This is a genomic window from Nesterenkonia sp. YGD6 (genome assembly GCF_022565895.1).
In the GTDB taxonomy this organism is placed as follows: domain Bacteria; phylum Actinomycetota; class Actinomycetes; order Actinomycetales; family Micrococcaceae; genus Nesterenkonia.
In genome coordinates this window covers 240,550-252,340 of sequence record NZ_JAJOYY010000005.1, presented here as the reverse complement: position 1 = coordinate 252,340, position 11,791 = coordinate 240,550, and the positions used below count along the sequence as shown (strand labels likewise).

Genomic DNA, 11,791 nt, shown 5'->3' with positions numbered 1-11,791 from the left:
CTGCTGCTGTGCTCCAGGTCCCAGGCGCTGACCTGCGCATGGAACGCAAGTCAGACTAGTCTGCGAAGCCACCGGTGGCAGAATGTCGAGCATGCGCATCACCGAGGGGACCCTGGATCATCCGGCTGTGCGGGAGCTCATCGCCGAGCACCTGCGCGATATGCATGCCACCTCCCCGCCGGAGAGCATCCATGCGCTGGACCTCGATGCCCTGACCGGGCCCGGGATGACGTTCTGGAGCGCGTGGTTCGACCCCGAGGAGGTGCTTGCCGGGTGCGCCGCGCTCAAGGAGCTGGATCCCGCGCACGGGGAGATCAAGACGATGCGCACCTGCGTCGCGGCGCGCGGGCGGGGCGTGGCCGACACGATGGTGGAGCATCTGGTGAGCGTGGCGAGTGCTCGCGGCTACGCCAGGCTGAGCCTGGAGACCGGCGTGGAGGACTATTTCGCCGCCGCGCGCAGGCTCTACCGGCGGCACGGGTTCACCGAGTGCCCGCCGTTTGGCAGCTACGTGCCGGATCCGAACAGCGTGTTCATGACCCGGATGCTGGGCTGATCAGCGCGGTTCTGGGTCACCGCGGTTCTGAGTCAGCGCGGTTCTGAGTCAGCGCAGCTCTGCGGCGATGGTCTCCTTGAGGATCTCGCTGGTCCCGCCGAAGATCGTGAGCAGCCGCACCGCGAGGTAGGCCTGCGCCACCGGGTAGTCCAGGATGTAGCCGTAGCCGCCGTGGAGCTGCAGGCACGCATCCACCGCTGTCTTGGCCTGCTCGCTGGCCCAGAGCTTCGCCTTCGACGCGTTGATCAGGTCCAGCTCTCCGGCATTGAAGTCCGCCACGGCCGCGGCGACATAGCGCTGGGTGGCTTCGAGTCCCACCTGCAGCTCGGCGAGCTGGAACCGGGTGTGCTGATATTCGCTCACCGGCTGGCCGAAGGTCTGTCGCTCGGCGACGTAGCCGCGGGTCTGGCGCAGCACCTCGGCGGTGATCCCCGCGGCTGAGGTGGCGATGCCGAGCCGGCCCTGGGGCAGGATCGCCTTGGCGTGCTGCAGCCCCCGGCCCGCTTCACCGATCAGGTTCGCCGCGGGGATCTGCACCCCGGCGAAGAACAGCTCGGCGGTGTCGGAGGCCTTGAGCCCCATCTTCTCGAGCTGGCGTCCGGGCTGGTATCCGGGGTTGTCCTGCTTCTCGACCAGGAACAGGCTGAAGGAGCTCTCGGTCCCGCGCTGGCGGACATCGGAGCCGTCGGTGCGGGCCAGCACCAGGGCGCCGTCGCCGGAGATCCCGTTGCCGATGAAGGTCTTCTGCCCGTCGAGGGTCCAGCCGCCGTCGTCGTTCTTGACTGCCCTGGTGCGCACCGCGCGCAGGTCTGATCCGGCGCCGGGCTCGGTGAACGCCACCGAGGAGACGAAGGATCCGTCCATGAAGCGGGGCAGCCAGGCCGCCTGCTGATCGGCGGAGCCGAACTTCAGCAGCGCCGGGAGCACCCAGTCGTCGTGGAGGTGGAGGGCCAGCGAAACCGCGAGCGCGTCGGCGCGGGCCAGCTCCTCATCGAGGATCATCCGGAATCGGTAGTCGCCGAGCCCCATGCCCCCGTGCTCCTCGTCCACAGCGAGCCCCAGCAGCCCGTTCTCCGCGGCGGCGAGCCACAGCGAGCGGTCGATCATGTGCGCGGACTCCCAGCCCTGGTGATGCGGGGTGACCTCGCGGGCGACGAATTCGCGCACCACCTCGCGGAACTCCTCGTGGATCTCCTCGTAGAAACCTGCAAACATCGTGGGCGGGTCACCTTTCGGGCGGTGCGGGGAGCCTGCGCTGAGACTCAGGCGAGCTGGCGAGGCGGTGCGGTGCGGCGAGGCTCAGGCGACTTTGCCGATGGACTCGAAGCGGGTGAGGATGCGCTGGACCTGGATGATCACCGGCATGTCGATCATCTCACCGCGGAAGCTGAACGCGCCGGCGAGCTCCGGGTCCGCCCGATGCCCGGCGCCGGGCGCCAGTCCGGCGGCGTTCTCGAAGGCGGCGATGACGCCTTTGGCCCATTCCAGGTCGCTGGCGGTGGGCGTATAGGCCTTGCGGATCGGGGCGATCTGCTTGGGGTGGATGCAGGCCTTGCCGATGAACCCGGAGGCGCAGGCGTCCTCGGTCTCCACGGCCAGGCGCTGCAGGTCAGGGACCCGGGTGAAGACGGCGTCGATGATCGGCACCCCCACGGCGCCGGCGGTGAGCAGCAGCCGGTTGCGGGTGAAGCGGATGATCTCGCGCTGCGAGCCGTCGTTGTTGCGCGAGGTGGTCCCGCCGATGCCGGCGATCAGGTCCTCGGTCCCCCAGAGCAGCGCCACGGTGGCCGGGTGCTGGGCCAGGGCCAGGTCGTTGAGCACCCCCACCGGGGTCTCGATCTGCGGGATCAGCCCGACGCCGGGCAGCGCTGCGGCGACCTGGTCGAGGACCTCGGTCCGTTCGGCCTTGGCGATGACCACATGGCTGATCTCGGTGCCGGAGATCGCGCGCAGGTCCTCCTCCAGCTCGCCCGAGGCCGGCGCGTTGACCCGCACCAGGGTCCGCCGCGGGTCGAGAGACTGGTCTCCCCAGTTCAGCGCCTGCACCATGTTGTTCCGGGCGATGTCCTTCTCCCCGGAGATCACGGCATCCTCGAGATCGATGATCACGGCGTCAGCAGACCCGGCGGCCTTCACGAAGAACTCGGGGCGACTGGCCGGGCAGAACATCAGGGCGGGGCCCAGCGCGAAGCGAGCCTTGGTGGGGTGAGGCATGTGTCTTCTCCGAGCGTGATCGGCGTGGTGAGCGTGGGCGTGCCGGGACTCCCGTGAGGCCGGCTCTGGTGCGGTGCGGCCGCGCGGGGTCATCCCCTGCGCCGGCGCAGCTCCTCGATCATCTGCGGGATGACATCATGCAGGTCCCCCACCACGCCGAAGTCGGCGATCTCGAAGACCGGGGCGTCCTCATCCTTGTTGATCGCCACGATGGTGCCCGCGGTCTGCATGCCGGCGCGCTGCTGGATCGCCCCGGAGATGCCTGCGGAGATGTAGAGCTGCGGGGAGACGGTGACCCCGGTCTGGCCCACCTGGGCGGCGTGTTCGATCCAGCCGGCGTCGGTGGCTGCGCGAGAGGCGCCCAGTCCCGCGCCGAGCTCGTCCGCGAGCTCCTCCAACGCGGTGAAGTCACCTTCGACGCCGCGGCCGCCGGCGACGACCACGCGCGCCTCGGCCAGGGCGGGGCGTGCGGAGACGCTCAGAGCGGTGCGTTCGAGGATCTCGACGCCGCCGACGGAGGGCCGCACCGGCAGCACCGTGCCGTCGGGCTGATCCCCGGCGTGCAGGAGCGCGTCGACGCGCTGCGGGTCGAGATTGTTCGGCTTGAAGGTCGCGACCAGCGGCCGGCCCGGGGCGGGGATCAGCTGCGACATCGTGGTGTAGGAGCCGGCCAGCTCGGACTTCGTGGCGACCAGCTCGCCGTTGAGCGCCCCGACGCCGCAGATGATCCCGGTGTCCAGCCGGACGGCGAGTCGGGCCAGGGCGTCGGTGATGTCTGCGGTGGAGGAGCCCAGGATGACCTCGGCGCCGCATTCGGCGACGGCGGTCTCGAGCAGGTCCACCACGGCGACCTCGGGGGCGGGCAGGCTGCTCTCGGCGAAGTAGACCTCGCCGATGTCGCTGATCGCCAGCGCCGGGGTGGGATCCCCCTGGTAGGCGCCGACGGCCACATGGACATCGCCCAGCGACTGCGCCTGGGCGATCAGCTCGCGCTGTGCCGGGCTCAGCGCGTCGCCGAGCTCATCGAAGAAGACCAGGACATTGCTCACAGCAGACGCTCCTTCGCCAGGAATTCGACGACCTTCAGGCCGGCGTCCCCTTCATCGATGATGATCTCTCCCGCTGTGCGCGGCGGGCGCGCCGTGGTGGTCAGCACGCGGACCTTCGCGGTGACCTCCTCGGGGCGCAGCCCGATGTCGGCGAGGTTCCATCGGGTCAGCGGCTTCTTCTTCGCCGCCATGATGGCCTTGAAGTTGGGGTAGCGCGGGTCGTTGGCCTGATCGGTGACCGAGACGACGGCGGGCATCCGCACCGCGACCTTCTGCGACTCGGTGCCGCCGGAGCGGGTGACGAGCAGCCGGTCCGGCGCCAGCTCGAGGCTGGTGGCGTAGGTGACCACGTGGGCGCCAAGACGTTCAGCCAGCTGGGCGGGGATCGCGCCGGACTCACCCTCCTCGGAGGCCATGCCGGTGAGCACCAGGTACTCGGGCTCGCCGGAGTCGAACTCGCCGGCTCCCGCGACGGCCTCCACGGCGGCCTTCAGCGCCACGGAGCTGGCCCAGATGTCTGCCCCGATCAGGGCCTCGTCAGTGAGCTGGTAGGCGTCGTCGGCGCCGATCTGCAGGGCCTTCTTCACGGCGGTGCTGGATCCGGCGGGGCCCATGGTCAACGCGGTGACCCGGACCTCACGGTCCTGGGCGGCCTCGCGCAGCTGCAGCGCGGCCTCCAGCGGGTATTCGTCCAGTTCGCTGAGCACGCCCTCGGAGCGGTCGATGCGCCCCTCGGCGTCGTACCGGCGCTCCAGCTGGGCATCGGGGACCCATTTGACCAGGGTGATGATGTGCAGGGGTGCATTCACCATGCGGTGCTCCCGCCTCACTCTCGAAATGTGTGGAGTATCAGACCTTGTCCATGGTCGCATGAAACGCGGTTCCTGGCAGGGTCGTGAAGCCCTGCGACACCGGCCTAGAACCCCGCCCGCCCCACCATCCTGGGTGGTTGAGTTCTCCGGTGGATACGTTCCCGCGGGAAAACTCAACCAGCCGGGAGGGATTGGGGTCCACGGGCGGGTGGATATCGGCTTGTTTGACTATATGATCACTCTGTTCAGGAGCAGATCCTGGTGCCGCCCCGTTCCGCGCAGTGGACGCCTCACACTGGAGACGAATGCCATGGGGACCTCCCAGCATTGGCGGACCATCACCACGGTCCTGACCACCACCGTATTGGCCGCCACTCTGATCGGCGCCTCCGCGCCGCCCCCAGCGACGACGACGCAGCTCACCCACTCCGTGCTCAGCGCCTCCGCGCCGGCAGCGGTCCAGGTGACCGGGGCCCCGGTGTCGTCGATGATCTCAGCCGCGCCCGCCGTCGCGCCCGCCGTCGCGCCCACCACGGGCCGCCCCGCGGCGAAGACCCTGCGGGCTCCCACTCCTGCGATCTCCGGTGCGGCCGCCGTGGGTAAGAAGCTCATCGCGAGGCCGGGCGCCTGGACCAGCGGGACCTCGCTGAGCTACCGCTGGCATGCCGAGGGCAGGGCGATCAGCGGCGCGACGCGAAGCACCTTCACCCCGAGCACCGCGCAGCAGGGAAAACGGATCACCGTGCAGGTGACCGGAAAGCTCTCCGGATACGCCACGGCGTCGAAGACCTCGGCGGCCACGTTGAAGGTGGCGCGATCCTCCGCCCCTCGGGTGACCGGCTCGGCCGTCACCGGGAAGACCGTCTCGGCCAGCGTCGGGACCTGGACGCCCTCGACGTCGTTCTCCTACCAGTGGCGCGCCGACGGCACCTCGATCAAGGGGGCGACCAGCCGAACCTATACGGTCGCCAACGCCCACCAGGGCAAGAAGCTCTCGGTGCGGGTGACCGGCAAGAAGTCCGGGCACACCACGCTGACCCGTACCTCGGCGTCGACCGCGGCGGTGAAGAAGGCGACCAGCGTGCAGATCACGTCCTCGACCTTCCACTGCCCGAAGGGCTACCCGGTCAAGGGCAACGCGGACTCCGGGATCTACCACGTGCCCAGCGGGGCCTACTACACCCGGACCAAGCCCGAGGAGTGCTTCGCAACCGAAGCCGCCGCCCGCAACGCCGGGTACCGCAAGTCCAAGCGCTGAGCCCCACTCCTCCCGGGCGGTTGAGTAATCCGGTCGCAGCGTAACCACCGGATTGCTCAACCACCCGGGAAGGGTGGGCAGCATCAGCGGGCGCGGGGGACCAGGCGTTCGAGCTGGGTCACGTGCTTGGGCTGGAGCTCCGCGAGGTTCGGCACTTCCAGCAGCTTCATGGTGCGCTCGACCTGATCAGCCAGGATCTCGATCGTCCGATCCACTCCGGCCCGGCCCCCGGCCATCAGCCCATAGAGATACGCCCGCCCGATCAGGGTGAACTTCGCGCCCAGCGCGATCGAGGCCACGATGTCCGCGCCGTTCATGATCCCGGTGTCGATGGTCACCTCGAGATCCTCCCCGACCTCACGCACCACCTCGGGCAACAGGTGGAACGGCACCGGGGCTCGGTCCAGCTGCCGGCCACCGTGGTTCGAGAGCACGATCCCGTCCACCCCGAGGCCCGCGAGCTTCTTCGCGTCTTCGACGTTCTGGACCCCCTTGACCACCAGCTTGCCGGGGAACAGGTCGCGGATGATCTTCAGGTCATCGAAGCTGATCGAGGGGTCCATCGCCTTGTCCAGCATCTCCCCCACCGTGCCCCCGGTGGAGGTCAGCGAGGCGAACTCCAGCGGCGGGGTGGTCAGGAAGTCATACCACCACCAGGGCCGCGGGATCGCGTTGAGAACGGTGCCCAGGCTCAGCTGCGGCGGGATCGAGAACCCGTTGCGCTTGTCGCGGAGCCGGGCCCCGGCCACCGGGGTGTCCACGGTGAAGAACAGCGTGTCGAACCCGGCCTTGCCAGCGCGTTCGGTGAGGTCATAAGAGATCTCCCGGTCCTTCATCACATAGAGCTGGAACCAGTTGCGTCCGTGCGGGTTCGCCTCTTTGACCGCCTCGATGGACGTGGTGCCCAGCGTGGAGAGGGTGAACGGGATCCCCGCCGCCCCGGCCGCGGTGGCCCCGGCGATCTCGCCCTCGGTCTGCATCAGCCGGGTGAACCCGGTCGGGGCGATCCCGAAGGGCAGCGCGGAGGTCCCGCCGAAGATCTCACAGGAGGTGTCGACCTGCGAGACATCGCGCAGGATCGAAGGGTTGAACTCGATGTCCTGGAACGCCTCCCGCGCCCGGGTCAGCGAGAACTCGCCTTCGGCGGCGCCGTCGGTGTAGTCGAATGCGGCCTTCGGGGTGCGCCGCTTGGCGATCTTGTGCAGATCCTCGATGGTCAGCGCCGCGGCGAGCCGTCGGCGGGAGGCGTTGAAGTCGAACTTCTTGAACTTCATCAGCGGCGCGATGTCGCGCGGCTTGGGCAGTTGACGCTGAACCATTGAATGCTCCTAGGCCGGTCTCAGGACTGTGGGCGGTACGTGATGACGCGCATCTGATGTCGTACTTGGCTCTCACGATGCCACCGAACCGGCCAGAAGCCCACCACCTGGTCATCTACAGGTGACCCCCCTCAGTACGACACCCGCTCATCGAAGATCCAGCGGGACCGCACTCGGGCGATCCGCCCGGGAGGCGATGCTCACCGGTGCTTCGGTCTCAGCGGCGGTGAACACCCCGGCCATCACTTCGAGCACATGCAGACCCAGGGCGCGGCCGAGCGTGGGACCGCGATCGAGCCTTCGGTGCCGTGGACCTCGATCGGGGCGGCCGGCAGGCCGCAAGCTGGGCTGGTGAACTTCGGTCGAATCGGTCAACCGGGCTCCTCGGCGGCACCTGAATGCGCTCTGCGTCACCGCGCAACAAATGCCATTTGAACCTCCCGGGGCCCGGCTCGGCCCGGGTGCTTCGACCCGGAGGTTCCGCGCGGGTGCTCAGTCAAGGTCGCTCAGGCGAGGGTGCTCAGTCGAGGTCGCTCAGGGCTGAGCTGTCACCGATGTTCTGCGTCGAGATCACACTGAGCGTGCCGTTGGTCTCGAGCACGACGGCGGCGATGCTGCTCAGGTCTCCCGAGCCGCTGCTGCGAATGGCCTGGTGCACCTCCGAGGCCGAGAGCCGGTTCCGGCGCAGCTCTTCCTGCTGCATCTGCCCCTCGTGGAACACCACGGCGGGACGGGCCGTGATGAGCGTCCGGAACTTCGGGGCTCGGGCAGAGATCCAGGCAAGGACGAACTGCAGACTCGCGAGCAGAACCAGCGCCAGCGCACCTTCGGACCAGGAGACGTCGCTGCTGAGCAGGATGGTCGCCAGCACGGAGCCGAGAGCCACCGTGACGATGAAGTCGAAGGCATTGAGCTGGCTCAGCGTCCGCTTCCCCGACAGGCGGATCACCAGGACCAGCACCGCGTAGGCGGCCATGCCGATCAGCAGCACCCGGCCCAGGTCTGACCACGTATCGAACCACATGTGCGTCTCACTCTCCGGCGTCGGCGACGCCCTGGTTGGCTGGTGCCCTGCGGTCGGTGATGTCCTAGCTGCGCGGCTCCGAGCCGAAGAGCAGCTCGTTCAGGAACGCATTGCGGAACGTGCCCTGCGGGTCGAGCCTCTCAGCCAGGCGCGTGAAGTCCCCGACCCGCGGGTAGAAGCTGGCGATGTCGGTGGTGGCGAAGCGTTTGCCCCAGTGCGGCCGGGCTCCGAGCGGCAGCAGCTGCTCCTCCAGGCGTGGCAGCAGCGCGGCCACCTCCGCTTCACGCTGCAGCCAGGTGAAGTGGAACCCGACGGTCTCCCGGCCTGAGGCGCCGCTCATCCACTGCTCATCGGCTGCCATCGTGCGGATCTCGCTGATCAGCAGCAGCGGCTCGATCTCCGCGGCGAGGGCGCGCATCCTGCGCAGCCCCTCCACGGCGTGCTCGCGTGGAAGCAGGTACTCGCTCTGCAGCTCATCGCCGTTGCTGGGGGTGAAGTCCAGCCGGAAGTGCGGCAGGCGCTGGTCCCAGCTGCCCCACCGCCCACCCTGCTCGGTGGCGAACTCCGGGGGCCCTCCGGCCAGCCCGATGTCCTCGCGCCGGGCGGCGACGCCGAGCACCTCCGCCGGAGGCTCTTCGGTGGACTTCATCCAGACCAGTCCGAAGTCCTCCCCGGCCCAGCGGGTGAACAGGCTCACGCTGTAGGCCGCCTTGGTCAGCTCCTCGAAGTTCTCCAGCACGCCCTCCCAGCTGACCCCGTCATAGATGTCCTGGCGCACCTCAAAGCTGGGGACGACGTCGAGGGTCAGCGTGGTGACCACGCCCAGGGCGCCGAGGCTGACCACCGCGCCGTCGAAGTCTGCGTCGCCGCGGCTGAAGGTGTGCACGCTGCCGTCGGCGAGGACCAGGTCCAGGCTGCGCACCGAGGAGGCCAGCGGCGGGTTGCGGTCACCGGAACCGTGCGTGCCGGTGGCCACCGAGCCGGCCACGGTGATGTGCGGCAGCGAGGCCATGTTCGGCAGTGCCCATCCCTCGGCCTGCAGCGCGGCGGCGAGGTCTCCGTAGCGGGTGGCCGCGTCGAAGGTGACGGTGCGCGCCTGCGCGTCCAGGGTGAAGATCCGCGGCATGGCAGTGAGCTCGATCAGGGTGCCGGTGGTGTCTGCCACGGAGCTGAAGCTGTGCCGGCTGCCCAAGGCCTTGACCTGTGCAGACTCAGCGACCAGACGGGCAAGCTCCTCCAGGGAGCGTGGACGTTCCAACCGGGCCGCGGAGTACGTCAGGTTCCCGGCCCAGTTGACCTGGGGCTCCTGCGCGGAGCTGCGCAGATGGCCGACTGCGGGGCGGCCTGCCACGCTGACCTCGGCGGTGATCACTCGGCCGTCGTGGTCGGCGGGTTCTTCCAGGCCTTCGGTGGCGGAGGTGACCATCACCCGGTACGGCGGTGCCGCGCTGAGCGCGATGCTGGTGGGCTGCCGCACCGGGACCGGGATCCGTTCGAGCAGCTCCCCCTCCGCGGAGTAGCGGTGCAGGGCGGAGGCGCCCCAGACGGCGGACCAGAGGCAGTCCTCGGCGTCGACGGTCATCCCGTCGGGGCCGCCCTCGCTGATGTGGATGAAGTCCTCGCCGGCGTCGAGCTCACCGGTGGAGATGTCCACCCGGTAGCGGCGGATCCACCCGGTGGGGGTGTCGGAGAGGTACATGGTCTTGCCGTCGGCGCTGAAGGCCGGTCCGTTGGGAATGGCCAGGTCCTCGAGCACGATGTGGATGGACCCATCGGGGTCCAGGCGCAGCAGGAAGCCCTGCCCGGCCTCGCCGTCATAGGCCATGGCGCCGGCCCAGAAGCGGCCGTGCGGGTCGGCGACGGCGTCGTTCATCCGCAGCGGCACCGAGGACCGGTCCGCGGCAGGTTCACCCAGCGTTTCGACGACCTCCAGCTCACCGGTGGCTGAGCGATCCAGCAGGGCCAGGCCCTTGCCGAGCGCGGCGACCCAGCGGCCGTCGGGGGCGCAGCTGTGCTGACGCACCGGGGCCACCGCGCCGAGCGGCTCCTGGACACGCCCCTGCAGGGTCAGTCCGGCGCCGGGTTCGGCCGAGGTGGAGTACAGGCAGCCGTCCATGATGTCGACCAACACGAAGGGGTGCTGGGCGGTGCCCGGCTGCTCCTGCTGCGGGACCGGGCTGATGCCGGTCTCCAGGAAGCGCGCGCCCTCGCCGAGGAAGAGTCGCCGCTCGTCCACCGGGGCCCAACCGCTGACTACTACCGATGTGTGCCGTGCGGAATCGATGTTCATTCCCTCATACTTCCAGAAGCAGGCGGCGTCACAGTGAGGCACCTCGCACACTCGATGGCCTCACCGGGTCTACCTCCGAGCGGCGTCAGCTGCTCACAGATGACCGCTTCTTGCTCCAGACGTCGAAGGCCACGGCCAGCACCAGCACCACGCCGCGGACGACGTTCTGGGTGGACTGGTCGATCCCCAGGATCTGCATGCCGTTGGACATCACGGCCATGATCAGGCCGCCGATGATGGCGCCCTGGACCTTGCCGACGCCGCCGGTGACCGCCGCGCCGCCGATGAACGCCGCAGCGATCGCGTCGAGCTCGAACATGTTGCCAGCCGCCGGCTGCGCCGAGTTGGACCGCGCCGAGTAGACGATGCCGGCGATGGCCGCCAGCACGCCCATGTTGACGAAGAGCATGAAGTTCACCCGCTTGGTCTTCACGCCGGAGAGCTTGGCGGCCTCGAGGTTGCCGCCCATGGCGTAGATGTGGCGCCCGAAGACGGTGCGCTGGGTGACGAATCCGTAGATCAGCACCAGTGCGGCGAGCAGGATCAGCACGATCGGCATGCCGCGCGCATTGGCCAGCTGCCAGCCGAAGGCCATGATCACAGCAGTCACCAGGAGCACCTTCACGGCGAAGAGCCACAGCGCCTCCACAGGCTGCTTGTACTCGAGCTTGCGCATCCGCACCCGCCACTGCTGGACACCGAAGCCGACTGCTGCCAGCGCGAAGATCAGCAGGGTGAACACGTCATAGCCGGGACCACCGAGCAGGCCGTTGAGGAAACCGCCGGAGATCTGCCGGTACTCGTTGGGGAACGGGGAGAGCGAGACGTTGTCCAGCACCTGCATGGCGAGCCCGCGGAAGATCAGCATGCCGGCCAGGGTCACGATGAACGCCGGGATCCCCACGATCGCCACCCAGAAGCCCTGCCAGATGCCCACCAGGACACCGGTGATGAGTGCGGCGATGATGCCGACCCACCAGGGCATTCCCTCACGGATCACGACGACGGCGGCCACCGCCCCGGTGAGCGCCACCACCGAACCTACGGAGAGGTCGATGTGACCGGCGACGATGATCATCACCATGCCGATCGCCAGGATCAGGATGTACGAGTACTGCAGCACAAGGTTCGTGATGTTCCCAGGGCTCAGCAGCGTGCCACCGGTGAGCACCGTGAAGAGCAGGACGATGAACACGAAGGCGATGTAGATGCCGCTCTGACGCAGATTCCGCGTCATGAGCTCGATGAGATTAGATGTACCGGTCATGC

The 11,791-nt window shown here is 68.7% G+C and carries 11 protein-coding genes; 2 read left to right on the top strand and 9 right to left on the bottom strand.

The window, feature by feature from the left end; genetic code table 11:
* The first annotated feature begins 91 nt into the window (after nt 1-91).
* A complete protein-coding gene (locus LTI14_RS10045) occupies nt 92-556 on the top strand; it encodes a GNAT family N-acetyltransferase (protein WP_241476409.1) in 465 nt (154 codons plus the stop codon).
* A gap of 48 nt (nt 557-604) precedes the next feature.
* Here the strand turns inward: LTI14_RS10045 and LTI14_RS10040 are convergent, their stop codons facing one another.
* The 4 genes from LTI14_RS10040 to LTI14_RS10025 all read right to left on the bottom strand — a co-directional run bounded on the left by LTI14_RS10040 (nt 605) and on the right by LTI14_RS10025 (nt 4,631).
* Entirely contained in the window at nt 605-1,771 is a 1,167-nt protein-coding gene (locus tag LTI14_RS10040) for an acyl-CoA dehydrogenase family protein (protein WP_241476408.1), read from the bottom strand.
* Nucleotides 1,772-1,855: 84 nt separating this feature from the next.
* Nucleotides 1,856-2,770 (bottom strand): HpcH/HpaI aldolase/citrate lyase family protein, encoded by a 915-nt coding sequence (locus tag LTI14_RS10035; protein ID WP_241465731.1) that lies wholly within the window; start codon nt 2,768-2,770, stop codon nt 1,856-1,858.
* Between the two features lie 89 nt (nt 2,771-2,859).
* Nucleotides 2,860-3,819, bottom strand: coding sequence for an electron transfer flavoprotein subunit alpha/FixB family protein (locus LTI14_RS10030; protein WP_241465730.1), 960 nt, complete (start codon nt 3,817-3,819; stop codon nt 2,860-2,862).
* Nucleotides 3,816-4,631, bottom strand: a complete 816-nt coding sequence (locus LTI14_RS10025; protein ID WP_241465728.1) for an electron transfer flavoprotein subunit beta/FixA family protein — start codon at nt 4,629-4,631, stop codon at nt 3,816-3,818. Before LTI14_RS10025 ends, LTI14_RS10030 begins: the two co-directional genes overlap by 4 nt.
* 310 nt (nt 4,632-4,941) lie before the next feature.
* On the opposite strand from LTI14_RS10025, the gene LTI14_RS10020 reads away from it, so the two are divergent.
* Nucleotides 4,942-5,889 carry a sunset domain-containing protein gene (locus LTI14_RS10020; protein ID WP_241476407.1) on the top strand — a complete coding sequence of 316 codons (948 nt, stop codon included), beginning with the start codon at nt 4,942-4,944 and terminating at the stop codon, nt 5,887-5,889.
* 83 nt (nt 5,890-5,972) lie between these two features.
* Here the strand turns inward: LTI14_RS10020 and LTI14_RS10015 are convergent, their stop codons facing one another.
* From LTI14_RS10015 to mmsB, 5 genes are all read right to left on the bottom strand, one after another.
* A complete protein-coding gene (locus tag LTI14_RS10015) occupies nt 5,973-7,208 on the bottom strand; it encodes an alpha-hydroxy acid oxidase (RefSeq protein WP_241470771.1) in 1,236 nt (411 codons plus the stop codon).
* Between the two features lie 147 nt (nt 7,209-7,355).
* The gene (locus tag LTI14_RS10010) at nt 7,356-7,583 is read right to left on the bottom strand and encodes a hypothetical protein (protein WP_241476406.1); all 228 of its coding nucleotides are present in this window, start codon (nt 7,581-7,583) and stop codon (nt 7,356-7,358) included.
* A gap of 145 nt (nt 7,584-7,728) precedes the next feature.
* Entirely contained in the window at nt 7,729-8,232 is a 504-nt protein-coding gene (locus tag LTI14_RS10005) for a DUF421 domain-containing protein (RefSeq protein ID WP_241476405.1), read from the bottom strand.
* Between the two features lie 64 nt (nt 8,233-8,296).
* A complete protein-coding gene (locus tag LTI14_RS13260; protein ID WP_342357751.1) occupies nt 8,297-10,522 on the bottom strand; it encodes an SMP-30/gluconolactonase/LRE family protein in 2,226 nt (741 codons plus the stop codon).
* 85 nt (nt 10,523-10,607) lie between these two features.
* On the bottom strand, nt 10,608-11,789 hold the full coding sequence (mmsB, locus tag LTI14_RS09990; protein ID WP_241470774.1) for a multiple monosaccharide ABC transporter permease: 1,182 nt from the start codon (nt 11,787-11,789) through the stop codon (nt 10,608-10,610).
* Nucleotides 11,790-11,791: the final 2 nt, after the last annotated feature.